Source organism: Pseudomonas sp. NA-150, from assembly GCF_044336365.1.
Lineage (GTDB): Bacteria > Pseudomonadota > Gammaproteobacteria > Pseudomonadales > Pseudomonadaceae > Aquipseudomonas.
In genome coordinates this window covers 6,212,373-6,237,192 of record NZ_CP172305.1, presented here as the reverse complement: position 1 = coordinate 6,237,192, position 24,820 = coordinate 6,212,373, and the positions used below count along the sequence as shown (strand labels likewise).

17 protein-coding genes are annotated in these 24,820 nt (G+C 59.5%); 8 read left to right on the top strand and 9 right to left on the bottom strand.

Translation table 11 applies throughout. The features are described 5' to 3' along the window. Nucleotides 1-56 precede the first annotated feature (56 nt). The 4 genes from betI to ACF0H7_RS29095 form a co-directional block, all read right to left on the bottom strand. Nucleotides 57-650: a transcriptional regulator BetI gene (gene betI, locus ACF0H7_RS29110; RefSeq protein WP_397450250.1), complete on the bottom strand. Its 594-nt coding sequence runs from the start codon at nucleotides 648-650 to the stop codon at nucleotides 57-59. A 253-nt stretch (nucleotides 651-903) separates the two neighbouring features. After that, on the bottom strand, nucleotides 904-2,082 hold the full coding sequence (gene choV / locus ACF0H7_RS29105; protein WP_397450249.1) for a choline ABC transporter ATP-binding protein: 1,179 nt from the start codon (nucleotides 2,080-2,082) through the stop codon (nucleotides 904-906). Continuing rightward, nucleotides 2,079-2,924 carry a choline ABC transporter permease subunit gene (gene choW, locus ACF0H7_RS29100; RefSeq protein ID WP_397450248.1) on the bottom strand — a complete coding sequence of 282 codons (846 nt, stop codon included), beginning with the start codon at nucleotides 2,922-2,924 and terminating at the stop codon, nucleotides 2,079-2,081. The genes choV and choW overlap by 4 nt, the downstream gene beginning before the upstream one ends. A 66-nt stretch (nucleotides 2,925-2,990) precedes the next feature. Next, nucleotides 2,991-3,938 (bottom strand): choline ABC transporter substrate-binding protein, encoded by a 948-nt coding sequence (locus tag ACF0H7_RS29095; protein WP_397450247.1) that lies wholly within the window; start codon nucleotides 3,936-3,938, stop codon nucleotides 2,991-2,993. Between the two features lie 478 nt (nucleotides 3,939-4,416). Between ACF0H7_RS29095 and ACF0H7_RS29090 the strand changes: the two genes are divergently transcribed. Both ACF0H7_RS29090 and ACF0H7_RS29085 read left to right on the top strand, forming a co-directional pair. Further along, a complete protein-coding gene (locus ACF0H7_RS29090; RefSeq protein ID WP_397450246.1) occupies nucleotides 4,417-5,793 on the top strand; it encodes an L-serine ammonia-lyase in 1,377 nt (458 codons plus the stop codon). Between the two features lie 502 nt (nucleotides 5,794-6,295). Then, nucleotides 6,296-7,399 carry a GlxA family transcriptional regulator gene (locus tag ACF0H7_RS29085; RefSeq protein WP_397450245.1) on the top strand — a complete coding sequence of 368 codons (1,104 nt, stop codon included), beginning with the start codon at nucleotides 6,296-6,298 and terminating at the stop codon, nucleotides 7,397-7,399. Nucleotides 7,400-7,518: 119 nt separating this feature from the next. Here the strand turns inward: ACF0H7_RS29085 and ACF0H7_RS29080 are convergent, their stop codons facing one another. Further along, nucleotides 7,519-7,779, bottom strand: a complete 261-nt coding sequence (locus ACF0H7_RS29080; protein ID WP_397450244.1) for a hypothetical protein — start codon at nucleotides 7,777-7,779, stop codon at nucleotides 7,519-7,521. A 291-nt stretch (nucleotides 7,780-8,070) separates the two neighbouring features. On the opposite strand from ACF0H7_RS29080, the gene ACF0H7_RS29075 reads away from it, so the two are divergent. After that, complete coding sequence (locus tag ACF0H7_RS29075; RefSeq protein ID WP_397450243.1) at nucleotides 8,071-8,907, top strand: 23S rRNA (adenine(2030)-N(6))-methyltransferase RlmJ; 837 nt, start codon at nucleotides 8,071-8,073, stop codon at nucleotides 8,905-8,907. A gap of 93 nt (nucleotides 8,908-9,000) precedes the next feature. On the opposite strand, the gene msrA is transcribed toward ACF0H7_RS29075, so the two are convergent. The 4 genes from msrA to aceE form a co-directional block, all read right to left on the bottom strand. After that, a complete protein-coding gene (msrA, locus tag ACF0H7_RS29070) occupies nucleotides 9,001-9,648 on the bottom strand; it encodes a peptide-methionine (S)-S-oxide reductase MsrA (protein WP_397450242.1) in 648 nt (215 codons plus the stop codon). A gap of 165 nt (nucleotides 9,649-9,813) precedes the next feature. Further along, a complete protein-coding gene (locus tag ACF0H7_RS29065) occupies nucleotides 9,814-12,510 on the bottom strand; it encodes an EAL domain-containing protein (protein ID WP_397450241.1) in 2,697 nt (898 codons plus the stop codon). A gap of 390 nt (nucleotides 12,511-12,900) precedes the next feature. Further along, on the bottom strand, nucleotides 12,901-14,529 hold the full coding sequence (aceF, locus tag ACF0H7_RS29060) for a dihydrolipoyllysine-residue acetyltransferase (protein ID WP_397450240.1): 1,629 nt from the start codon (nucleotides 14,527-14,529) through the stop codon (nucleotides 12,901-12,903). Between the two features lie 153 nt (nucleotides 14,530-14,682). Then, the gene (gene aceE / locus ACF0H7_RS29055) at nucleotides 14,683-17,328 is read right to left on the bottom strand and encodes a pyruvate dehydrogenase (acetyl-transferring), homodimeric type (protein WP_397450239.1); all 2,646 of its coding nucleotides are present in this window, start codon (nucleotides 17,326-17,328) and stop codon (nucleotides 14,683-14,685) included. Between the two features lie 371 nt (nucleotides 17,329-17,699). Between aceE and glnE the strand changes: the two genes are divergently transcribed. The 5 genes from glnE (at nucleotide 17,700) to rfaP (ending at nucleotide 24,815) form a co-directional block, all read left to right on the top strand. After that, the gene (glnE, locus tag ACF0H7_RS29050; RefSeq protein WP_397450238.1) at nucleotides 17,700-20,654 is read left to right on the top strand and encodes a bifunctional [glutamate--ammonia ligase]-adenylyl-L-tyrosine phosphorylase/[glutamate--ammonia-ligase] adenylyltransferase; all 2,955 of its coding nucleotides are present in this window, start codon (nucleotides 17,700-17,702) and stop codon (nucleotides 20,652-20,654) included. A 136-nt stretch (nucleotides 20,655-20,790) separates the two neighbouring features. After that, nucleotides 20,791-21,825: a lipopolysaccharide heptosyltransferase II gene (gene waaF / locus ACF0H7_RS29045; protein ID WP_397450237.1), complete on the top strand. Its 1,035-nt coding sequence runs from the start codon at nucleotides 20,791-20,793 to the stop codon at nucleotides 21,823-21,825. 1 nt (nucleotide 21,826) lies between these two features. Beyond that, nucleotides 21,827-22,888, top strand: coding sequence for a lipopolysaccharide heptosyltransferase I (waaC, locus tag ACF0H7_RS29040; protein ID WP_397450236.1), 1,062 nt, complete (start codon nucleotides 21,827-21,829; stop codon nucleotides 22,886-22,888). Next, nucleotides 22,888-24,012 carry a glycosyltransferase family 4 protein gene (locus tag ACF0H7_RS29035; protein ID WP_397450235.1) on the top strand — a complete coding sequence of 375 codons (1,125 nt, stop codon included), beginning with the start codon at nucleotides 22,888-22,890 and terminating at the stop codon, nucleotides 24,010-24,012. Before waaC ends, ACF0H7_RS29035 begins: the two co-directional genes overlap by 1 nt. Further along, nucleotides 24,009-24,815, top strand: a complete 807-nt coding sequence (rfaP, locus tag ACF0H7_RS29030) for a lipopolysaccharide core heptose(I) kinase RfaP (protein WP_397450234.1) — start codon at nucleotides 24,009-24,011, stop codon at nucleotides 24,813-24,815. Before ACF0H7_RS29035 ends, rfaP begins: the two co-directional genes overlap by 4 nt. Nucleotides 24,816-24,820 lie beyond the last annotated feature (5 nt).

The following is a 24,820-nucleotide window of genomic DNA, read 5'->3' as shown; positions in this document are numbered from 1 at the left end:
GTGCAGTGTGTTGGCGATTGCCACTGTGTGGTCAGCGGGTGATGCGACGGTGTCCGTCAGTTCACCTGTTTCGCCAGTTGTAGGTCCATGTATTCGTAAGCAATCTGTTGCGCCTGGTTGGTGTCGAACGCATCGCCCGACAGCGCGCCGCGCAACCACAAACCGTCGATCAAGGCCGCCAGACCACGGGCTGCGCTGCGTGCGTCGCTGAGTGTCAGTACCCGACGAAACTGGCAGCACAGGTTGGAATACAGGCGGTGATCGTTAATCCGCTGCAAACGGTGCAGCGATGGTTGATGCATGCTGGTAGCCCAGAAGGCCAGCCAGGTTTTCATTGCCGGGCCATTGACCTGGCTGGCATCGAAGTTGCCCTCGATGATCACCTGCAGATGCGCCCGAGGGCTGTCATCGCGCAGGGCGTTGCGGCGGTCGAGCACGCTTTCGCTCAAGGCGGTCATCAGGTGCCGCATGGTGGCTTCGATCAGGCCGTTCTTGTCCTGAAAGTAGTGACTGATGATTCCATTCGACACACCTGCCAGACGGGCGATCAACGCAATGCTGGCATCGCCCATGCCCACCTGATCGACCGCTTCGAGCGTGGCGTGGATCAACTGCTGACGGCGGATGGGTTGCATACCGACCTTGGGCATTTCTGGCATCTCCTTGGACCGTCGCGGGGTCAAAGTGGTGAATATTCGGGCGACGGCCAGTCTATTTGTTTTAAGTTGAACGTTCAATCAACAAAAAAAACGGTGGTGCGGCTATCCATTGCGTTGGTGATGCCAAAAAAGGGGGTGTGTCGCAGGAATCAAATCCCTGTAGGAGCGAACTTGTTCGCGAGGCGGTTTGACAGATACACCGCCTCGCCAACAAGTTGGCTCCTGCAGAAGAAGGGCATGGGACTTAACCCAGGTTCTTGCCAAGCAGCGCGTGATACAGCTCGCTGTCGCCAAGAATACCGACCACTTTGTCGTTTTCCTGCAGGACCAGTTTGTTGCCAGTCTGGTAACGGATCTGCAGCGCGTCGCGCATGCCGATGTCGGAGTGCACCAGCGTCGGACGACGATCCAGCGTGTCCATCGCCTGGCCCGGTACCCAGTTTTGCAGGTCGAAGCTGGCGGAGCCCTGGCGTGCGCTTTTGACGGTATTGCCTTCACCCAGGTGTACCCACGAATCGCCGCCCGGATCGAGGCAAAATTCGCCGTTGACGCGGGTGCAATCGGCCAGCGTGCGCATCAGGCTGCGGCCACACAACACGTTCAACGGGTTGGTGTGGGCAACGAAGGTGCGGACGTAGTCATCGGCAGGGTTGAGGACGATGTCTTCAGGCTTGCTGTATTGCACGATTTTGCCGTCTTTCATGATCGCGATACGGCTGCCGAGCTTGAGCGCTTCGTCGAGGTCGTGGCTCACGAACACGATGGTTTTGTTCAGCTTGCGTTGCAATTCCAGCAGTTCGTCTTGCAGGCCCTGACGGATCAGCGGGTCGAGTGCCGAAAACGGTTCGTCCATCAGCAGAATGTCGGCGTCCATCGCCAGTGCGCGGGCCAGGCCAACACGCTGTTGCATGCCGCCGGACAGCTCGTCGGGCTTTTTGTTGCGCCACTGGGTCAGGCCTACCAATTCGAGCTTTTCATCCACCAGCTTGGTGCGTTCTGCTGGGGGACGGTGCTGCATTTCCAGGCCGAAGCTGATGTTCTCGCGAACGGTCAGCCAAGGCATCAGGGCGAACTTCTGGAACACCATGGCGATACGCTTGGTGCGCATCAATTTCAGTTCAGCCGGGGTGCAGGAGGCAATGTTGATTTGCGAGCCTTCATGCTCGACGAACAGCTTGCCACGGCTGACGGTGTTGAGGCCGTTGATGCAACGCAGCAGGCTGGATTTGCCGGAACCGGACAGGCCCATCAGCACGCAGATTTCACCTTTTTCGATGTCCAGACTGGCCTTCTCGACACCGACGATCTGCCCGGTTTTCTTCAGGATCTGGTCACGGGTCATGCCCTGATCCAGCAACTTGAGGGCCTCTCGTGGGTCTTTGGAGAAGACTACGTCTACGTTTTCGAAGCGAATTATGCTCATGCGTCACCCCCTACTTTTGCGTCGGGTTGCTTGCAGATACGGTCGAGCATGATTGCCAGCAATACGATCGCCAGACCCGCTTCGAAGCCCAGGGCGATATCAGCGGTGTTCAATGCGTTGACCACAGGTTTGCCCAAGCCATCGGCGCCTACCAGTGCCGCGATCACTACCATCGACAACGACAGCATGATGCACTGGGTGATGCCGGCAGCAATGCTCGGCATGGCATGGGGCAGTTCAATGCGTGAGAGCAGTTGACGGCGCGAGCAGCCAAAGGCTTTGCCGGCGTCCAGCAACTCTTGCGGTACGTCGCGGATACCCAGGTAAGTCAGGCGGATAGGCGCGGCAATCGCGAACACCACCGTGGAAATCAGACCAGGTACCACACCCAGACCGAACAGGGTCAGGGTAGGAATGAGGTAAACGAAGGTCGGTACGGTTTGCATCAGGTCGAGGACCGGGCGCATCAGCGTATAGAACATCGGTTTGTGTGCGGCGACGATACCTAACGGTACGCCGATGATGACGCAGACGAAAGTGGCGAAGAGCACTTGTGCCAGGGTCTCCATGGTTTCCTGCCAGTAACCCAGGTTCAGGATCAGCAGAAACGACAACACGACAAAGGCGGTCAGGCCCCATTTGCGCTGGATGAAGTGTGCAAGTAGTGCGATCAGACCAATCAATGCCAGCGGATTGAACCAGGTGAGAGCGAACGTCACGCCATGGATCATTGCTTCCAGGGTCGAGGCGATCAAATCGAAATAGTTGGCGCCGTGTTTCGTCAACCATTCAACGAAGCTGGCGATGTATTGGCCCAGAGGGATCTTGTGTTCGGTCAGCATGGTATTCAGCGTCCGCGTGCGGGGAAAAGATACAACAGCAGGCGGGCGAACCCGCCTGCACACGAGTTACTTCGTCAAACTGGCTTTTACGGCCTCCAGGCCTGGTTTACCGTCAATGGTGGTCACGCCAGCCAACCAGGTATCCAATACCTGTGGGTTCTTCTTCAGCCAGGCTTTGGCTGCAACGTCAGGCTTCATCTTGTCGTCCAGGACGTTGCCCATCAGCGAGCTTTCCATGTCGACGTTGAATTCCAGGTTTTTCAGCAACTGGCCAACGTTGCTGCATTCCTGGGCGTAGCCCTTGCGGGTGTTGGTCAGGACAGTGGCCGCACCGAAGTCCGGACCGAAGTAGTCGTCGCCGCCGGTGAGGTACTGGATCTTGAAGCGCTTGTTCATCGGGTGCGGTGCCCAGCCGAGGAAGACCACGGCAGTGCTGCGCTTCTCGGCGCGATCGACCTGCGAGAGCATGCCTGCTTCGCTGGACTCGACAACCTTGAAGCCCGCGTCTTTCAGGCCGAAGGCGTTCTTGTCGATCATGCTCTGGATCAGGCGGTTGCCGTCGTTGCCTGGTTCAATGCCGTAGATTTTGCCGTCGAGTTCTTTCTTGAATTTGGCGATGTCGGCAAAGTCGTGAAGACCCTTGTCATACAGCGCTTGCGGCACGGCCAGCGTGTACTTGGCGCCCTTGAGGTTGGTACGCACGGTGTCCACGGTGCCGGCGTCACGATAGGCCTTGATGTCGTTTTCCATGGTCGGCATCCAGTTGCCGAGGAAAACGTCCATGTTCTTGCCGTCAGCCAGCGACTTGTAGGTCACAGGCACGGAAATCATGGTGGTCTTGGTCTTGTAGCCGAGTGCGTCAAGGATGACGCTGGTGGTCGCAGTGGTGACGGTGATGTCGGTCCAGCCGACATCGGAGAAGTTTACGGTGGAGCACTGTGCCGGCTCTGCAGCTTGTGCCAACAGTGGCAGACTCAGTACAGCGGCCAACAGCAACGTTTGAGAACCTTTCATCGATGGACTCCTGGGTGTTTTCTTCTCGTCATCAGCCTGTCATGGCTGATGCGTTTATGTGTTGCAGCTGAATGGCGAGGCGTTTCACGCAACAGCTCTACCACTGCGCCTGGCAATCGAGTCGAGACTGATCATGTAACAGCGAAAATGAAACGCCTACAGGGGGGGTCGTATCCAGTACATAGGGGGTCGCATCCAGTGTTGGCAACGTCGTTTACAGATTTTTTGGAGCCCCAAAAGGGACTTTTCTGGTGTCGATGCGGCACGTGAGTGGCCAAAACAGTCGCAAACCCTCTTGCATGGAGCCTCCCTTTCAATTGCGACGTTGGTGGGTATGAGTGCGTCGGTGTCAGACGCCGGGCGTCGAGACAAAAGGCTGATCATGCGCCCATCTCGGCGGACAGCGGCTTCAGCGTAGCAGCTCCGTCGCCAGGCGCTATTTGCGCCCGGAGTTCCGACTACAGAGGGTTTGCGTGTAATGGCTATCAGTGTGTTCGACCTGTTCAAGATCGGTATCGGCCCCTCCAGCTCCCACACTGTCGGACCGATGCGCGCTGCCGCGCTGTTCACTCAGGGCTTGCGTGAACGCGACCAACTGACTCAAGTGCGTCGCATCGAAGTGCGTCTGTATGGCTCGCTGTCGGCCACCGGCATCGGCCACGGCAGTGACAACGCGGTGATCATGGGCCTGATGAACGAATGGCCGGACGCGATCGACCCCTCGACCATCGGCCTGCGCATCGCCACCCTGAAAGAAACCGACACCCTGCTGCTCAACGGTGATCTGCCGATTGCCTTCCAGTGGCAGCGGGACATGCTGCTGATCGACGAAAACCTGCCATTCCACCCCAACGCCATGACCCTGATCGCCGAAGGCGAGGGCGGGGAGCTGCACCGCGACACCTACTACTCGGTGGGCGGAGGTTTTGTCGTCGATGAAGCCCAGGCCGCCAGCGGCGTACTGGACATGGACACCACGGTGTTGCCTTACGACTTCTCCAGTGCCGACGAGCTGCTGCGGTTGTGTGAACAGCACGGCTTGCGCGTGTCGGAATTGATGATGGCCAACGAAAAGGTCTGGCGCAGCGAAGAAGAGATTCGCAGCGGACTGATGCGGCTGTGGCATGCGATGCAGGACTGCGTCGAACAGGGCCTCAAGCACGAAGGTATCCTGCCGGGCGGCTTGAACGTGCGTCGTCGCGCCGCGCGCTTGCACCGCAGCTTGCAGGAACTGGGCAAGCCGAACGTGATTGGCTCGACGCTGAGCGCGATGGAGTGGGTCAACCTGTTTGCACTGGCGGTCAACGAAGAAAACGCAGCCGGTGGGCGTATGGTCACGGCGCCTACCAATGGCGCGGCGGGGATCATTCCGGCGGTGCTGCACTACTTCGTCAAATTCAGCGAGGAAGTCAGCGAGGCCAACGTGGTCGATTACTTCCTGGCTGCGGCTGCGGTTGGCATTTTGTGCAAAAAGAACGCATCGATCTCCGGCGCCGAAGTGGGCTGTCAGGGTGAAGTGGGTTCTGCGTGCGCGATGGCAGCGGCGGGGCTGGCGGATATTCTCGGCGCGACCCCCGAGCAACTGTGCAACGCGGCGGAGATTGGCCTGGAGCACAACCTGGGCCTGACCTGCGATCCGGTGGGCGGTTTGGTGCAGGTGCCGTGCATCGAGCGCAACGCGATTGCGGCAGTGAAAGCGATCAACGCCGCGCAGATGGCCCTACGCGGCGACGGCCAACACTTTATCTCGCTGGATCGGGTGATCCGCACCATGCGCGACACCGGAGCCGATATGCATGACAAATACAAAGAGACATCACGCGGTGGCTTGGCTGTAAGCGCGGTTGAGTGTTGATGTAGCGGGATCATCCAGATCATTTGTAGGAGCTGCCGCAGGCTGCGATAAGGTCGGAACGACCTTCGCCCCACCGCTTCGCGGTTCGCAGCCTTCGGCAGCTCCTACGGGTCAGTGTGATCCAGACATTGCCCGCTAATTGAACATCCTGTAAAGGCACCGCCACCTTTTAGCGCGTACTTGCGTAACACCTACCATTCGTCGCTCCGTGGGCCGGGGTGACACTCCTTTCGTCTAGCTCGACGTGTGCTTCACACAAGTGCTACCGAAGTGCTCAACCCCTTTCCGGCATCCCATGCCAGACGGCGTTTCCCGCTTATAACCTTAGTTGTCGTGCGTCCTTATATAGACACATCACGACGTCGTTTTCAGGTTTTATTGAATACCCATTCAACTTTAGGCATGGCAATTGCGTTGTGATTGGAAAGCCCCCCACTGCGTGAGGGCAATAACAAGAGCCTCGCCTGAGGCCATTAACCGCTTTGTGTGAGGAGATACCGCGATGACTTCGTTCAACTCTGGTGCTCAACCCCAGAACCGCACGCCTCAATCCATCGGCTTCTTGCTGTTGGACAATTTCACGCTGATCTCTCTGGCGTCCGCCGTAGAGCCGCTGCGGATGGCTAACCAGCTGTCGGGTCGCGAGCTGTATCGATGGAGCACACTGAGCGTCGATGGCGGGCAAGTCTGGGCCAGCGATGGTCTGCAGATCACTCCCGACGCCTCCATGCACAAAGCGCCGGCTCTCGACACTGTGATTGTTTGCGGCGGCGTGGGCATTCAGCGCACCGTCACCCGTGAACATGTGAGCTGGCTGCAAAGCCAAGCGCGTCAGTCGCGTCGTCTCGGCGCTGTCTGCACCGGCAGTTGGGCTCTGGCCTGCGCCGGTCTGCTCGATGGTTTCGATTGCAGCGTGCACTGGGAATGTCTGGCCTCAATGCAGGAAGCCTTTCCGCGCGTTGCCATGAGCACGCGTCTGTTCACCCTCGACCGTAACCGCTTCACCAGCTCGGGCGGCACCGCGCCGCTGGACATGATGCTGCACCTGATCAGCCGTGATCATGGTCGCGAACTGTCAGCAGCGATTTCCGAGATGTTTGTCTACGAGCGTATTCGTAACGAACAGGATCACCAGCGCGTGCCGCTCAAGCACATGCTCGGCACCAACCAGCCGAAACTGCAGGAAATCGTGGCGCTGATGGAGGCCAACCTCGAAGAGCCGATCGATCTGGACGAACTGGCGGTGTACGTCGCCGTGTCGCGTCGCCAGCTTGAGCGTTTATTCCAGAAATACCTGCACTGCTCGCCGTCGCGCTACTACCTCAAGCTGCGCCTGATTCGTGCTCGGCAGTTGCTCAAGCAAACGCCGATGTCGATCATCGAAGTGGCGTCAGTCTGTGGCTTCGTCTCCACGCCGCACTTCTCCAAGTGCTACCGCGAATACTTCGGCATTCCGCCGCGTGACGAGCGCGTAGGCTCCAACACCGCGCAGCAAGTGGCGATGATGCCGATTCCACAGGCGTTGGTGCTGGCACCGCTGTCTGGCCCGCTGTCGGCTTTGAGCCAGGCGCGCAACGAGTCGACGTTTGCGAGTGTGCGGTTGTAATTGAACGATATGCCGGGCACACCGGCTACCTTGTAGGAGCCAACTTGTTGGCGAGCGGCTTGACGTGGTGTGTCAGGCACACCGACTCGCGAACAAGTTCGCTCCTACAGTGTGCCGATTCAGCTTCGGCTTTGTTTGTACGCCGCCAACGCCGGCAACAACTGTTTATCAATCGCCTGGCGCACCGCCGGCAGGATGGTTGCGCTGCCCGTCAGCAATTGCTCAACCAAACGGCGCAACGCGGTGGCGCGGGCTTCGGTCAGGCCGCAGACCGCCGTGGCACAGGCTTGTTCAGCGGTGGCGCCCGGAGGCATTTCGAAGCCCAGGGCCCGGAGCTGGCCAAGCAGGTCTTCCTGGTCAATCAAATCCGCATGCATCATTTCGTCTGCTCCTTGAAGGGGTATGGCTCGATTCTCGTTGCGCTGGCGGGTGTCGGCAAGGCCCTCGGTCGGCAATGGCTGCAATACCTATGAACAGGTCGTTTTCGGCTAATTCGACACCGGGGACAGCGGGCACACTGGCTTCACTCAGTGCGCGATGGAGGGTTTGGTCACCCTCTGTCGCGCAGCTTTTCGAGTTGCTTCTTCGCCCCGGTTTTGTAACGGCTTAACCGGGGCGTTTTTTTGTCTGGCGCAAACTCATGTAAACTGCGCTGCATTCCAGGAGCAGCCATGAATTACCGTCACGCCTTCCACGCCGGCAACCACGCCGATGTCTTCAAACACTTGGTTCTGACTCGCTTGATCGCCCTGATGGCGCGCAAGGAGCAACCGTTCGCCTATATCGACAGCCACGCCGGGCTCGGTCTGTACGACCTGCAGGGTGATCAGGCCAGTCGCACCGGCGAATGGATAGAAGGCATTGGACGCCTGTGGAACGCCCCGGACCTGCCGGTGCTGACCGCCGATTACCTGCAAATCCTGCACGAGATGAACCCCAACGGCGAGCTGCGTTACTACCCCGGCTCCCCGGAAGTCGCGCGGCGCCTGACTCGTGAGCGCGAGCGTATCTTGCTCAATGAGAAACACCCGGAAGACGGGCGCATGCTCAAGGAAAACATGAAAGGCGATCGTCGCGTCGCCGTGCATCTGGGCGAAGGCTGGCATGTGCCGCGTGCCTTGCTGCCGGTGGCGGAAAAGCGCGGCTTGATGCTGATCGACCCGCCATTCGAGCAACTGGATGAAATGAAGCGTTGCGCCGTGGCTTTGAAAGAAGCCATTGGTCGCATGCGCCAGACAGTGGCGGCGATCTGGTACCCGATCAAGGACCAACGCCTGCTCAAGCGCTTCTATCAGGACCTGGCCGAAACCGGCGCGCCGAAGCTGTTGCGCGTGGAGTTGTTCGTGCACCCGCTGGACACGCCGGCGAGCTTGAACGGTTCAGGGTTGGCGATTGCGAATCCGCCGTGGGGGCTGGAGGAAGAGTTGCGTGAATTGATGCCGTATCTGGCCAAGACGCTTGGGCAAACCCAGGGTGACTGGCGGATGGATTGGTTGATTGCCGAGTAATTTTTGCTGATTGGACCGGCCTCATCGCGGGCAAGCCCGCTCCTACAGTTGGAATGCGATCCATTGTAGGAGCGGGCTTGCCCGCGATGGCGTTTACGCCGGCAAACACACCCCAGTCCCGCCGATCCCGCAATAACCCTGCGGATTCTTCGCCAGGTATTGCTGGTGATAAGCCTCGGCGTAGTAGAACGTCGGCGCTTCAGCCACTTCGGTCGTAATGGGTCCCAGACCTGCCTTGTCCAGTTCAGCCTGGAACGCTTGTTTGCTGGCCTCGGCCGCTTTCAGTTGGGCTTCGTTGGTGCAGTAGATCACCGAACGGTATTGCGTGCCGATGTCGCCGCCCTGGCGCATGCCTTGAGTCGGGTCGTGGGATTCCCAGAACACTTTCAGCAGCGCCTCGTAAGTGGTTTGCTCGGTGTCGTACACCACCAACACCACTTCGCTGTGGCCGGTCAGGCCCGAGCAGACTTCCTCGTAGGTCGGGTGGGGGGTATAGCCGCCGGCGTAACCGACCGCCGAGCTGTGTACGCCTTCTTGTTGCCACAGGCGACGTTCCGCGCCCCAGAAACAGCCCAGACCGAAGATGGCGAAATCGACGGTGCCCGGAAACGGGCCCAGCATGTAGGCGTCTTTGACGAAGTGTTTTTCCGGAACGGTCATCGGTGCTTCACGACCTGGCAAGGCTTGCTGGGCAGTGGGTAGTTCATTCTTGTGCACAAGTATCTCCGAGCGCAAAACCATGATTCATGTCCTCTCGTTGGATTGAGGTAACTGAATGGGTGTGGTCAGTGAGGGCGTTGATCAGTAGGGGTAAGTAAAGAAGACCGACAGTTTGCCCGACTGTTCAGGTGAGAGGGAAGGGGCGAGGGGGGAATCAGGACAGACGTAGTAGCGGCGCAGCGGAAATTAGAAGGCCAGCGGACCGCGGGGATAACGTCGGAGTCGGTTGATCAGTTCGATGCCCGAAATAGGCCGGTCGAACAGGTAACCCTGGCCGACATCGCAGCGGTGGCGGCGCAGGAAGGCCAGTTGCTCGGCGGTCTCAATACCCTCGGCCACCACCTTGAGTTTCAGGTTGTGCGCCATGGCGATGACCGCCGAGGTGATTTCCATGTCGTCCTGGTTGGCCGGGATGTCGCGGATGAAGCTGCGGTCGATCTTGATCACGTCGATCGGGAATTTTTTCAGGTAGCTCAGCGACGAATAGCCGGTGCCGAAGTCGTCCATGGCCAGGGTCAGGCCGAGCATCTTCAGCTGGTCAAGTTGCTGGCGAGTGTCTTCGGTCGCTTCCAGCAGCAAGCCCTCCGTGAGTTCCAGCTCCAGCATCGGCGCAGCCAGGCGTTCTTCCTTGAGGATGTTGGCGATGGACGACACCAGTTCCGGATCGGAGAACTGCTTCGGCGACAGGTTGATCGCCACGTGCAGACGGCCGAGGCCAGCCGCCGCCAGCTCCCTGCTCATACGGCAAGCCTGGCGCGCGACCCACTTGCCAATCGGAATGATCAGACCGGTTTCTTCTGCCACGCTGATGAACTGGTCCGGACGAATCATGCCTTTTTCCGGGTGATTCCAGCGCAACAGCGCTTCCATCCCTAGCAACCGACCACTGCGCAGGCACAGTTTGGGCTGGTAGAAAACTTCCAATTCGTTCTGGGTCAGCGCACGCCGCAGGTTGTTTTCCACGAACAGTTTGTAACTGGCCTCGGCATTGAGCGCTTCGGTGAACACCTGAACCTGGTGTTTGCCATTAGCCTTGGCCTTGTGCAGGGCCAGCCCGGCGTTTTTCATCAGCGTCTGCGGATCGCGGCCATGCAGTGGCGCCGACGCGAGACCTACGGAGCCGGTGACGCTGATCAACTGGTTGTCGACGAACATCGGCTTGTCGAGGGTCTTGAGCACCTGGATGGCGATCTGCTGACCGGCTTCGAGGTCGGTGTTATCCAGCAGCACGGCGAATTCGTTACTGGCGAAGCGCGCCAGACTGCCGCTCGGGCTCAGGCTGTTGCGCAGACGCCGGGCGAGACTGATCAGCAACTTGTCGCCGGTCTGGTGGCCGAGGCTGTCATTGATCCGCTTGAAGTTGTCGATGTCCACCAGCAGCAGGCTGATCGGCGTGTCGCTGTCGCGGGCGAAGCGTTCGTCGAGGTTGCGAATGAACGCCGGGCGGTTGCCCAGGCTGGTGAGGTTGTCGGTATAGGCCAGGCGCTCAATGCGCTGCTGCGCCAGCTTGCTTTGGGTGATGTCTTCGTAGATACCGATGTAATGGGTCAACTCGCGGTTGTCGCCATAGACTTTGGATATCGACAGCTGGCCCCAGTAAGGCTCGAGGTTCTTCCGACGGCTTTTGAATTCGCCTTGCCAACTGTTGCTCTTGGCGAGGCTGGAATTGGCGTCGAGCAGCAATTCGTTGAGGTTTTCCAGCGCCGGCAGCTCAGACAGGCGATGGCCGTGGACCTCTTCGGTGGTGTACTGAGTGATCGCGGTGAAACTCGGGTTTACGTACTCCACCACGCCGTCGTAGTTGACCAGCAGGAAGGCGTTGGCGCTTTGTTCCACGGCGCGCTGGAACAGATGCAAGGCGCTGGTGGCGGTGCGTCGGTTGTGATTGTTGATGACCTGGGCGAATTGGTCCGCCAGCTCGCCGGCAAATGCGATTTCATCGGATTGCCAGGCGCGGGGAATACCGGTTTGCTCCAGGCACAACACGCCGACCACCTGGCCGTCGATGCGGATGCTGGCGTCGAGGATCGCGTTAATGTCCCGTGGCCGCAGGTTGTCGGCCATCTCGCGGGTGCGCGGGTCGTGCATGACGTCGTGGACGTCGATGGCGCGGCTGGTTTGCAGCGCTTCGAGGTAGCTCGGGTACGGGCTGGCGTCGATCGCGTCGGGCCGCAGGAATTCACCGGTGTCGCGACGAAACGCGGCAATCGGTTCCAGCACCTGTTCGTTGAGGAACCAGACGCTGGCGCTGGCAATGTCGTAGATTTCGCAGGCGCTCTGGGTGATCAACTGCGCCGCTTCCTGCACCGAGTTCTGCGTGCTGTAGCGATGGCGCGCCAGGCGCAGGATCAGGCTTTGCTGCGCACGCACGCGCTCCAGGTGCAGCAATTGCTCCTGCTGGGCACGCTGGTTGTGTTCAAGGGCAATTTGCAGGCGGCTGTTCTGGGTTGCCAGGTCGGGGTTTGTCGAGTGAGCGGTTGCTTCAAACAAGCCTTCAACGACCACCATATAACCACGCAGCAGGTGGCGATTGTGCTGGCGGTAACCTTCGCCCAACTCCAGCAAGCTGACCGGGCCATTGGCGGTGTGCAGGGTATAGCGGATCAGATAGTAGGGGCTCTCGGCCAATTGCTGCTGCACGGTATCGTGCAACTGATAGCGTGCTTCCGGCTCCATCAGGCTGGCATAAGGCGAGCCGATCAGGGCGCAGAGGTCTACTGCTGGCAGTCCAAACTGTTTTTCACAATTGGGGTCGAGGTATAGCAGCGCCCAGTTAGCTTCATTCAGCCGTTCGAAACGCAGCATACCGAGCCGCGAGGGCACCGGTAATTGCGTCACTACCTCGGCCGCGGTTCGACCGGCGGCATCGGGTTGGCTTTTCATTAAGAAACTCGCTTTCAGAATGCTGATCGCGCACGGGCTTTGGCCCTCTTTCACGTCGCGTGTCGCAAGGTTGCATCATGCAGCACGGGCTGACAAGTGAGCAGGGTGGCTTAGTGCTATAAAACTATCGGCTGAAGGGTAAGAAACTGCAGTTGAGGGTCGTAATTGGCGCTCAGGATTGAAATGCGGCCTCTGTAGGAGCTGCCGAAGGCTGCGATGGGCCTTAAATCGCGGTGGGTGAATGCTCTGACGCTTTCGCAGTCTTCGGCTCCACAGTGGGGGTAACGGATAGGCAAAAAAAGCCCCGCCAAGTTGGCGGGGTTGAGGTACGAGCGTGGCAGCTCGGAAAGCGTTGCCCGAGGGGCCCATCGAAATGGGCCCGTCGTTCAGTTACAGCAGGAGAGTGCGGATGTCAGCCAGCAAGTCGCTCAGGCGCTTGGTGAAGCGTGCAGCCGCAGCGCCGTTGATCACGCGGTGATCGTAGGACAGCGACAGCGGCAACATCAGGCGTGGCTGGAAGGCTTTGCCGTCCCAGACCGGCTGCATGGTCGCCTTGGAAACACCGAGGATCGCCACTTCCGGCGCGTTGACGATCGGCGTGAAGCCGGTGCCGCCAATGTGACCGAGGCTGGAGATAGTAAAGCAAGCGCCCTGCATGTCGTTCGGCGACAGCTTCTTGCTGCGGGCTTTCTCGGCCAGCTCGGCCGCTTCGGCAGCCAATTGCAGCAGGCTCTTCTGATCAACGTTCTTGATTACAGGGACCAGCAGACCTTCCGGGGTGTCCACGGCGAAGCCGATGTTCACATACTTCTTGCGGATGATCGCTTTGCCACTTGGCGCCAACGAACTGTTGAAGTCCGGCAGTTCCTTGAGCAGGTGTGCGCAGGATTTAAGCAGCAGCGGCAGGACGGTCAGTTTGACGCCGGCTTTTTCTGCTACGGCTTTCTGTGCCACACGGAAAGCTTCCAGCTCGGTGATGTCGGCCTGGTCGAACTGAGTCACGTGCGGAATGTTCAGCCAGCTGCGGTGCAGACCGGTTGCGCCCAGTTGCATCAGGCGAGTCATCGGCACTTCTTCGGTTTCGCCGAAACGGCTGAAATCGACTTCCGGAATCGGCGGAATGCCCATGCCGCCAGCCGCGCCACCTTCAGGTGCGGATTTGGCTTTCTGCATCATGGCCTGGACATAAACCTGCACGTCTTCTTTCAGCACGCGGCCGTGTGGGCCGGTCGCTGCGACAGCATTCAGTTCAACACCGAACTCACGGGCCAATTGGCGAACCGCCGGGCCTGCGTGAACCTTGGCGCCGTTCTGTGCCGGTGCTGCCGGAGCAGGTGCTGCCGCGGCTTTTGCAGCTGGTGCCGCAGCGGGCGCAGATGCTGCAGCCGCTGGAGCCGGTGCAGCAGCCGGTGCTGGAGCGGCGGCCGGGGCAGCGCCCGCGACTTTCAGCTTCAGGATCAGGTCGCCGGTACCTACTTCGTCGTCGAGCTTGACGATGATGCTTTCGACCACGCCAGCGGCGGGCGAAGGGATTTCCATGCTGGCTTTGTCGGACTCCAGGGTGATCAGCGATTGATCAGCCTCGATGGTGTCGCCGACCTTGACCATCAGTTCGATGATCTTGGCTTTGCCCGACGAACCGATGTCTGGAACGTGGATGTCCTGAACGGTTGCGGCAGCCGCTGCGGCCGGAGCGGCAGCGGGTGCAGCAGCTGGCGCAGGAGCAGCGGGTGCAGCGGCGGCCGCAGGTGCGGCAGCCGGTGCCGGAGCAGCTGCAGCCGCTTCGCCTTCGACTTCCAACTCGAACAACTCGTCGCCTTCTTTCAGGCGGTCGCCCAGCTTCACTTTCATGCTTTTGATGACGCCGGCCTTCGGAGCAGGAATTTCCATGCTCGCCTTGTCGGATTCCAGCGTCAGGATGCTCTGGTCGGCTTCGATGCGATCGCCGACCTTGACCATCAATTCAATGACTTCACCTTCACCGTTGCCGATGTCGGGTACGCGAATTAGCTCACTCACAATGTCTCTCCTTCGGAGAACCTGTTCACTCTCGACTGCGCTGCTTTCAGTTGAGACGAAAACAGCGTCGGATGCTCATCTACCGAAGTAAATTCCGCATCCTCTGCTGTTTCGTGCCCTTGTCAGCGCTCTGTACGAATGGCAGACAGACTCTTAGCAGTCCAGTGGGTTACGTTTCTCAGGATCGATGCCGAACTTGGCAATGGCTTCCGCCACGACTTTAGGTTCGATATCGCCACGGTCGGCCAAGGCTTCCAGAGCGGCCAGCACAACGAAGTGGCGGTCGACTTCAAAGAAGTTACGCAGCTTCTTGCGGCTGTCACTACGGCCGAAACCGTCAGTGCCCAGGACTTTGTATTCCTTGGTCGGTACCCACTGACGGATCTGGTCAGCGAACAGTTTCATGTAGTCGGTCGAAGCGATCACCGGACCTTTACGGCCAGTGAGGCATTCTTCCACATAGCTCAGGGCAGGCTTCTGACCTGGGTGCAGACGGTTGCTGCGCTCTACAGCCAGGCCATCGCGACGCAGTTCGTTGAAGCTGGTTACGCTCCAGATGTCTGCACCAACGTTGAACTGCTCGCGCAGGATCTTCGCCGCTTCACGCACTTCACGCAGGATGGTGCCCGAACCCAGGAGCTGCACGTGGTGCGCCGCTTCTTTGGTGTCTTCTTCGAGCAGGTACATGCCCTTGATGATGCCTTCCTCTGCACCGGCCGGCATGGCTGGGTGAGCGTAGGACTCGTTCATCACGGTCAGGTAGTAGAAAACGTCCTGCTGCTCTTCGAACATCAGGCGCATGCCTTCGCGGATGATGACCGCGAGTTCATAGCCGTAAGTCGGGTCGAAGGTGCGGCAGTTCGGGATAGTCGAGGCCAGGATGTGGCTGTGACCGTCTTCGTGCTGCAGGCCTTCGCCGTTGAGCGTGGTACGACCGGCAGTACCGCCGATCAGGAAGCCACGGGTGCGGCTGTCGCCAGCGGCCCAGGCCAGGTCACCGATACGTTGGAAACCGAACATCGAGTAGAAGATGTAGAACGGAATCATCGGCTGGTTGTGGCTGCTGTACGAAGTACCAGCGGCGATGAAGGAGGACATGGCGCCTGCTTCGTTGATGCCTTCCTCGAGGATCTGACCTTTCTTGTCCTCGCGGTAGAACATCACTTGTTCTTTGTCGACTGGCTCGTAGAGCTGGCCAACGGACGAGTAGATGCCCAGTTGGCGGAACATGCCTTCCATACCGAAGGTACGGGCTTCGTCCGGGATGATCGGGACGATGCGGGCGCCGATTTCCTTGTCCTTGACCAGTTGCGTGAGAATCCGCACGAAGGCCATGGTGGTGGAGATTTCGCGGTCGCCAGTACCGTCAAGCAGAGCCTTGAGGGTTTCCAGCGGAGGCGTCGGCAGGCTGAAGCTCTTGGCGCGACGTTGTGGAACGAAACCACCCAGTGCTGCACGGCGCTCGCTCAGGTAACGGGCTTCGGCGCTGCCTTCTTCAGGTTTGAAGAACGGCAGGGTTTCCAGCTCGGAATCCTTGACCGGAATGTCGAAGCGGTCACGGAAGCTCTTCAGGCTGTCGACATCGACTTTCTTGGTGTTGTGCGCGGTGTTTTTCGCTTCACCGGCGCCAGTGCCATAACCTTTGATGGTCTTGGCCAAAACCACGGTCGGCTGACCTTTGTGGTTAACCGCTTGATGGTAGGCCGCGTACATTTTGTACGGGTCGTGGCCACCACGGTTGAGTTTCCAGATTTCGTCGTCGGACAGATCCGCAACCATCGCCTTGAGTTCTGGCGAGTTGAAGAAGTGTTCACGCACGAACGCGCCGTCTTTGGCTTTGTAGTTCTGGTACTCGCCGTCGATGACTTCGTCCATGCGACGTTGCAGGATACCGTCGGTGTCTTTGGCCAGCAGTGGGTCCCAGAAACGGCCCCAGACTACCTTGGTCACGTTCCATTGAGCGCCACGGAACACGCCTTCGAGTTCCTGGATGATCTTGCCGTTGCCGCGAACCGGTCCGTCGAGACGTTGCAGGTTGCAGTTGACGACGAAGATCAGGTTGTCGAGTTTTTCACGGCCGGCCAGAGCGATTGCGCCCAGGGATTCCGGCTCGTCGGTCTCGCCATCGCCGAGGAAGCACCAAACCTTCTGCTTGCCTTCAGGGATGTAGCCGCGGTGTTCCAGGTACTTCATGAAGCGCGCCTGGTAGATCGCCTGGATCGGGCCAAGGCCCATCGATACAGTCGGGAACTGCCAGAAATCTTTCATCAGCCACGGGTGTGGATAAGACGACAGGCCTTTGCCGTCGACTTCCTGACGGAAGTTGTTCATTTGTTCTTCGGTGATCCGGCCTTCCATGAACGCACGGGCGTAAACGCCAGGCGATGCGTGACCCTGGAAGTAGATCAGGTCGCCGCCGTGTTCGTCGGTCGGAGCCTGGAAGAAGTAGTTGAAGCCGATGTCATACAGCGTCGCGCTGGAGGCGAAGCTGGAGATGTGACCACCCAGGTCAGGGTCGCCCAGGTTGGTTTTGACAACCATGGCCAATGCGTTCCAACGCACCAACGAGCGAATGCGGCGTTCCATGAACAGGTCGCCAGGCATGCGTGCTTCGTGGGTAACGGGGATGGTGTTGCGGTACGGCGTGGTGATGGCGTAAGGAAGCTGTGAGCCACTTCTGGTGGCCAGCTCGCCCATACGGGTCATCAAATAGTGAGCACGGTCTTCGCCTTCTTTGTCGAGAACCGATTCCAGGGCGTCCAGCCATTCCTGGGTTTCGACGGGATCGAGGTCTTGCATGGCTTGCTCCAGGGCGGAAAGGCTTCCAGAATCGGTTGCCTGAGTTTGCGACTGGCCTTGTGGGCAGACGACAATAAATTCTTGGATGACCGGAGGTTGTCCCGGTGGCGTGTAGTTTTACTACAAATCGTCTTCCATTTCAGCCTTTCGCCTTCATCCCTTAGTAGTAAAACTACAGCAGAGGGGCCCATCTCCTCCTGTCGTGTTGTGTAATAAATCGATAATGTGAGTGTGAAGCGGACTAAAACAGGTGAGATCTTGATGCTGGCTGCTAATAAATACATTTTTTCAGCTATTTACAACTTTTGTTCGACGATCCGTTTCTTGCAAATCCTGAAACCGATTACTTGCACGCCGATCAAGGATAGACCATGAGCCTCCCTTTGCTGACCGATGTGCCAGCCATCCTTCTGCCGTTTGTCGGTCGTGCGCAACAGTCACTGCGCGCGGCGGTTTCTTCATTATCCGATACCGCTCTGGTCGAGCTTGACGCCTGGTCCGCTGAGCGCCGTGTCGCATTCGACCGGGTTGCAGCAGCCAGTGACTTCTTTATCGAACAGGTGGTGCGCGACCCGCAAATGTTCCTCGATCTCGTGTCTTCAGGGCAACTGGAGCGGAGCCTGGTCGAGGGCGAAATGGGTGGGCAAATCGATGCCGCGCTGCAAGCCGTCGAGACCGAAGACGAGCTGGGTCGGCAGTTGCGTCGGCAACGCAGCCGGCAACAGGTACGCATTATCTGGCGCGACCTGACTCGCCAGGCCACGCTGGTGGAAACCTGTCGCGACCTGTCGGACATGGCCGATGCCTGCATCGATCTGGCCTATCAATGGTTGTATATACGTCACAGTCAGCAATTCGGTATCCCCACCGGGCGTCGCACTGGCGAACCACAACATATGGTCATCCTCGGGATGGGCAAGCTGGGGGCGGTGGAGCTGAATCTGTCCTCGGACATCGACCTGATCTTCGGCTACCCCGAAGGCGGCGAAACGCAGGGGGTCAAGCGTCCGCTGGATAACCAGGAATTCTTCATCCGGCTCGGCCAGCGGCTGATCAGGGCGTTGGACCCGATTACCGTCGACGGCTTCGTGTTCCGCGTCGATATGCGCCTGCGACCTTACGGCTCGGCGGGCGCGTTGGTGCTCAGCTTCAATGCGCTGGAGCAGTACTATCAGGATCAGGGCCGTGACTGGGAGCGTTACGCGATGATCAAGGCCCGTGTAGTGGGCGGCGATCAGGTGGCCGGCGCACAGTTGCTGAGCATGCTGCGGCCCTTCGTTTATCGGCGTTACCTGGACTTCTCGGCGATTGAAGCGCTGCGCACCATGAAGCAGTTGATTCAGCAGGAGGTCCGGCGCAAAGGCATGTCGGAGAACATCAAACTCGGTTCTGGCGGGATTCGTGAAGTCGAGTTCATCGCCCAGGCGTTCCAGCTGATTCACGGCGGACGCGACCTGAGCCTGCAACAACGCCCTCTGCTGAAGGTCCTGCGCACTCTGGAGGGGCAGGGCTATCTGTCCGCGGCGGTGACCGATGAGTTGCGCGAAGGCTATGAGTTTCTGCGCTACACCGAACATGCGATCCAGGCCATCGCCGATCGTCAGACCCAGATGTTGCCCGATGGCGACACCGATCAAGCGCGCATCGCCTTTATGCTCGGCTTCGATGACTGGAGCAGCTTCCATGCACAACTGATGCATTGGCGGGGCCGGGTGGCGTGGCACTTCCGGCAGGTGATTGCCGACCCGGACGACGATGAGGATGACGACGACAGCGACAGCGAGATGGCTGTGGGTGGCGAGTGGTTGCCTCTATGGGAAGAGTTGCAAGATGAAGAGGCGGCGTGCCGACAGTTGGAGAACGCCGGCTTTGTCGACGGCCCCCGCGCGCTGAAGCGGCTTTCAGGTCTGCGCAACAGCCCGCAGCTGCGTGCGATGCAGCGTTTGGGGCGCGAGCGCCTGGACGCTTTTATTCCACGCCTGCTGGCGCAAGCGGTGGAGCACAGCAATCCCGATCTGGTGCTGGAGCGCGTTTTGCCACTGGTGGAAGCGGTCGCTCGACGTTCCGCGTATCTGGTGTTGCTCACCGAAAACCCCGGGGCGCTTCGGCGGTTATTGACGCTGTGTGCCGCCAGTCCATGGATTGCCGAGCAGATCTCGCGTTTCCCGTTGCTGCTCGATGAACTGCTGAATGAAGGCCGCCTGTTCAGCCCGCCGTTGGCGCCAGAGCTGGCGGCTGAGTTGCGTGAGCGTCTGACGCGGATCCCGGAAGACGACCTCGAACAACAAATGGAAGCCCTGCGTCACTTCAAATTGGCCCACAGCCTGCGCGTAGCGGCATCGGAAATCAGCGGCAGCTTACCGTTGATGAAAGTCAGTGATTACCTGACCTGGTTGGCCGAGGCGATTCTGGAGCAAGTGCTGGCCCTGGCCTGGCGGCACACTGTGGCCAAGCACGGCACGCCGAAGCGGCCTGATGGCAGTCTGTGTGATCCGGGCTTTATTATTGTCGGCTACGGCAAGGTCGGTGGCCTGGAGCTGGGTCACGGTTCTGACCTGGACCTGGTGTTCATCCACGATGGCGATCCCTACGCCGAAACCGATGGCGCCAAGCCTATCGACAGCGCGCAATTTTTCACCCGTCTGGGGCAGCGGATCATTCACTTGATCACTGCGCAGACTAACTCCGGTCAGCTATACGAAGTCGACATGCGCTTGCGACCGTCTGGGGCTTCGGGGTTGTTGGTCAGCTCGCTGGGGGCGTTCGATCGCTATCAACAAAACGAAGCCTGGACCTGGGAACATCAGGCGCTGGTTCGGGCCAGAGTGTTGGTCGGCAGCCACGAAGTAGGGACCGAATTCGAAAAAGTTCGCGCTGCCGTGCTGGGACGCGAACGCGATTTACCCAAGCTGCAAGCGGAAGTCAGCGAGATGCGCGCCAAGATGCGCGACAACCTTGGCAGCAAGGCGACTGCGGCCGGAACCGCCGCCAATGCGTTCGAAGCCACGGCTCCGTTCGATCTCAAGCAAGATGCCGGTGGTATCGTGGATATCGAATTTATGGTGCAATACGCGGCTTTGGCGTGGTCCAGGGAACATCCAGCGCTGCTGCGTTACACCGATAACATCCGCATTCTTGAAGGTCTGGAGCAGGCCGGGTTGATCCCTGATACGGATGCCAACCTGTTGCGCGAAGCTTATAAAGCTTACCGCGCAGCCGCCCACCGACAAGCGTTGCAGAAGGAAGCCGGGGTCGTCAGTGGCGATCAGTTTCATGCCCAGCGGCGTGAAGTGCTGCGGATTTGGGCCGAGTTGGGGTTGCGTTGATTGGCAGGTCCGGCCTCTTCGCAGGCTTGCCTGCGAATACCATAGATAGCTATGACAGGGAGGCGTCAGGTTGCGTGGGAATGCCGCGCAATGTGATAAGCCTCCCTGATCGTTTCTGGTCGTTTTTGGATTAAACATGAGAATTCTGATCGTAGGACCAAGCTGGGTCGGTGACATGGTGATGGCGCAAACGCTGTTCCAGTGTCTGAAGCAGCGTCATCCTCAGTGTGAAATCGACGTGTTGGCACCGGAGTGGAGCCGCCCGATTCTTGAGCGCATGCCCGAAGTGCGCAAGGCCTTGAGCTTTCCGCTCGGCCATGGCGTGCTGGACCTGGCAACCCGTCGCCGGATCGGCAAATCGCTGAAGGGGCAGTATGACCAGGCGATTCTGCTGCCGAACTCATTGAAGTCGGCACTGGTGCCTTTCTTCGCGGGTATCCCCAAACGCACTGGCTGGCGCGGCGAGTTTCGCTACGGCCTGCTCAACGACGTGCGCACGCTGGATAAAGAGCGCCTGCCGTTGATGATCGAGCGTTTCATGGCGTTGGCCTATGACGCGGGCGCCGAGCTGCCTCGCCCTTATCCACGCCCGTCACTGCAAATCGACCCGGCGACCCGCGCCGCGGCGCTGGAGAAGTTCGGCCTGGCCCTGGATCGACCGGTACTTGCCCTGTGCCCAGGCGCCGAATTCGGTGAATCCAAACGCTGGCCAGCCGATCATTACGCCAAGGTTGCCGAGGCCAAGGTCCGCGAAGGTTGGCAGGTTTGGTTGTTCGGTTCGAAAAATGACCATGCAGTCGGCGAAAGTATCCGCAATGGATTGATCCCCGGTCTGCGCGAAGAATCGGTAAACCTCAGCGGCGCCACGTCGCTGGCCGAAGCGATCGATTTGATGTCGTGCGCAGACGCCGTGGTCTCCAACGACTCAGGCTTGATGCACGTCGCCGCGGCGCTCAATCGGCCGCTGGTGGCGGTCTACGGTTCGACCTCGCCCGGCTTTACACCGCCGCTGGCCGAGCATGTCGAGATTGTTCGGCTGGGTATCGAATGCAGTCCGTGTTTCGACCGGACCTGTCGTTTTGGTCACTACAACTGCCTGCGCCAGCTAGACCCCAAACCTGTGGTCGAGGCGCTTGACCGCCTGGGCGGCACGCCGGTCGAGGTTGCTTGAATTGCGGGTCTTGCTGATTAAAACCTCCTCGCTGGGAGACGTGATTCACGCGCTTCCGGCGTTGACCGACGCTGCCCGAGCAGTGCCGGGTATACAATTTGACTGGGTAGTCGAGGAAGGCATCGCCGAGATTCCGTCCTGGCACCCGGCGGTGGCCAACGTGATCCCGGTGGCCATCCGCCGCTGGCGCAAAAACCTCTGGCAAACTCTGAAGAACGGCGAATGGCGCCGCTTGAAGCAGCGTCTGGGGTCTGCCGAATACGACATGGTGATCGACGCTCAGGGGCTGGTGAAAAGTGCCTGGCTGACCCGTTATGTCAAGGCGCCAATCGTGGGCCTGGACTGGGCTTCGGCCCGCGAGCCGTTAGCCAGTAAGTTTTATGACCGTCATTGCACGGTCAGTCCCGAACAGCACGCTGTGGATCGCTCGCGTCAGTTGTTCGCGCAAGCGCTGGGCTATGCGGTGCCGGAAGGCATGGGCGACTACGGACTTGATCGTTCGCGCCTGTTGGATGCGCCTGTGGATAAGCCGTTTGTGTTGTTTTTGCACGGCACCACGTGGGCGACCAAACACTGGCCGGAGTTCTACTGGCGACAACTGGCCGAACGCATGGGCGCACGGGGCATAGAGGTACGTCTGCCATGGGGCAGCGCGGCCGAACTGGCCCGCGCCGAACGTATTGCCCAGGGTCTGGATAATGCAGTGGTACTGCCTAAGCTCAACCTGGCCGGCGTTGCCAGGCAATTGGCGGGTGCTTCAGCCTGTGTCGCGGTGGATACCGGGCTCGGCCATCTGGCTGCGGCGCTGGACGTTCCTACCTTGTCGCTGTTCGGCCCGACCAATCCGGTATTGACCGGTGCCTATGGCAAGTCGCAATTACATATCGCCAGTGATTTCCCCTGTGCGCCGTGCCTGCAAAAGAAATGCACCTATCGCCCGACCGCTGACGATCAGCATCGGTTCGATATGAATCGCGAGTGGCCACTGTGCTTCACTCGCCTGAATCCCGAGCGAGTAGCGAGCCAACTGGGCACGCTGTTGCTGGCAAAGGAACCTGGCTGATGCAATTGGCTTTTGTGTTGTACAAATATTTCCCGTTTGGCGGCCTGCAACGTGACTTCATGCGCATCGCGCTGGAGTGTCAGCAACGCGGTCATCAGATTCGCGTCTACACCCTGACCTGGGAGGGTGAGGTGCCGCCCGGTTTTGAACTGGTGGTGGTGCCGGTCAAAGCGTTGTTCAACCACACGCGCTATGAAAAACTCACCGTCTGGGTCGAGGCTGATCTGGCCAAGCGCCCGGTGGATCGTCTGGTCGGCTTCAATAAAATGCCGGGTCTGGACGTGTACTACGCCGCCGATGGCTGTTTCGAAGACAAGGCGCAAACTTTGCGCAATGGGCTGTATCGTCGTTGGGGTCGCTATCGCCACTTCGCCGCCTATGAGCGTGCGGTGTTCGCCAAACAGGCGAAAACCGAAGTGTTGATGATTTCCGAGGTGCAGCAACCGCTGTTCGTCAAACACTACGACACCCCGTCGCAGCGTTTTCACCTGCTGCCGCCCGGCATTGGTCAGGACCGTCGCGCGCCGCCCGAAGCGCCGCAAATTCGCGCCGAGTTCCGCAAGGAGTTTGGCCTGAAGGACGATGAACTGCTGATCGTGCAGATCGGCTCCGGGTTCAAGACCAAGGGCGTCGACCGCAGCCTCAAGGCACTGGCGGCGTTGCCGTCGGAGCTGAAAAAGCGCACACGACTGTTCGTCATCGGCCAGGACGACCCTAAAGTATTCCAGGTGCAGAGCGCCACGCTGGGGCTCGGTGATCAGGTGCAGTTCCTCAAGGGACGCAGCGACATTCCGCGCTTCCTGTTGGGCGCGGACCTGCTGATCCACCCGGCGTACAACGAAAACACCGGTACCGTTTTGCTCGAGGCATTGGTGGCGGGCTTGCCGGTGTTGGTCAGTGCGGTCTGTGGCTACGCGCATTACATTGCCGAGGCCGATTGCGGCCGGGTGCTGGACGATCCATTCGATCAGGCGCAGCTCAATCAATACCTTGCCGACATGCTCGCGGACAATGCGGCACGTGCGGCCTGGAGCGCGCACGGTCTGGCGTTCGCCGACACGGCGGACCTTTACAGCATGCCGCAGCACGCGGCCGATGTGATTCTGGCGGAGCACCACGGATGAAATTAATCCTCGCTGAGCCTTTCAAAAGCCTCTGGGCCGGGCGCGATGCGTTCGACGAAGTCGAGGCACTGCAAGGTCAAGTCTATCGCGAACTCGAAGGTCGGCGCACATTGCGTACCGAAGTCGATGGACGCGGCTATTTCGTCAAGATCCACCGGGGCATTGGTTGGGGCGAAGTGGCGAAGAACCTGGTGACCGCCAAGTTGCCGGTGCTGGGTGCCGGGCAAGAATTCAAAGCGATCAATCGCCTGACCGAAATCGGCGTGCCGACCATGACCAGCGTGGCTTACGGCGAGCGCGGCAATAATCCGGCAGCGCAGCACTCGTTCATCGTCACCGAAGAGCTGGCGCCAACCGTCAGCCTGGAAGACTTCAGCATTCATTGGCGTCAGGAGCCGCCCGAGCCGCTGCTCAAGCGCGCCTTGATCGCTGAAGTCGCGCGCATGACTGGCATGATGCACCGCGCCGGGGTCAATCACCGGGACTGCTACATCTGCCATTTCCTGCTGCACACCGACAAGCCGGTCACGGCCGAGGACTTCAAGCTGTCCTTGATTGACCTGCATCGCGCCCAGACCCGCAAGGCGATCACGCTGCGCTGGCGCAATAAAGACCTGGCCGCGCTGTATTTTTCGGCGCTGGACATCGGCCTGACCCAACGCGACAAGTGGCGGTTCCTCTGTGGTTATTTCCAGAAACCCTTGCGTCAGGTCATGGCAGAAGAGTCGGCCTTGCTCGCCTGGCTGGAAGCCAAGGCCAGCAAACTGTACGCGCGCAAGCAGCGTTACGGGGACGCACTCTGATGGTG

Coding starts and splice junctions, on each gene's coding strand:
- betI (WP_397450250.1), bottom strand. CDS start 650: ATGCCCAAGGTCGGTATGCAACCCATCCGCCGTCAGCAGTTGATCCAC.
- choV (WP_397450249.1), bottom strand. CDS start 2,082: ATGAGCATAATTCGCTTCGAAAACGTAGACGTAGTCTTCTCCAAAGAC.
- choW (WP_397450248.1), bottom strand. CDS start 2,924: ATGCTGACCGAACACAAGATCCCTCTGGGCCAATACATCGCCAGCTTC.
- ACF0H7_RS29095 (WP_397450247.1), bottom strand. CDS start 3,938: ATGAAAGGTTCTCAAACGTTGCTGTTGGCCGCTGTACTGAGTCTGCCA.
- ACF0H7_RS29090 (WP_397450246.1), top strand. CDS start 4,417: ATGGCTATCAGTGTGTTCGACCTGTTCAAGATCGGTATCGGCCCCTCC.
- ACF0H7_RS29085 (WP_397450245.1), top strand. CDS start 6,296: ATGACTTCGTTCAACTCTGGTGCTCAACCCCAGAACCGCACGCCTCAA.
- ACF0H7_RS29080 (WP_397450244.1), bottom strand. CDS start 7,779: ATGATGCATGCGGATTTGATTGACCAGGAAGACCTGCTTGGCCAGCTC.
- ACF0H7_RS29075 (WP_397450243.1), top strand. CDS start 8,071: ATGAATTACCGTCACGCCTTCCACGCCGGCAACCACGCCGATGTCTTC.
- msrA (WP_397450242.1), bottom strand. CDS start 9,648: ATGGTTTTGCGCTCGGAGATACTTGTGCACAAGAATGAACTACCCACT.
- ACF0H7_RS29065 (WP_397450241.1), bottom strand. CDS start 12,510: ATGAAAAGCCAACCCGATGCCGCCGGTCGAACCGCGGCCGAGGTAGTG.
- aceE (WP_397450239.1), bottom strand. CDS start 17,328: ATGCAAGACCTCGATCCCGTCGAAACCCAGGAATGGCTGGACGCCCTG.
- glnE (WP_397450238.1), top strand. CDS start 17,700: ATGAGCCTCCCTTTGCTGACCGATGTGCCAGCCATCCTTCTGCCGTTT.
- waaF (WP_397450237.1), top strand. CDS start 20,791: ATGAGAATTCTGATCGTAGGACCAAGCTGGGTCGGTGACATGGTGATG.
- ACF0H7_RS29035 (WP_397450235.1), top strand. CDS start 22,888: ATGCAATTGGCTTTTGTGTTGTACAAATATTTCCCGTTTGGCGGCCTG.
- rfaP (WP_397450234.1), top strand. CDS start 24,009: ATGAAATTAATCCTCGCTGAGCCTTTCAAAAGCCTCTGGGCCGGGCGC.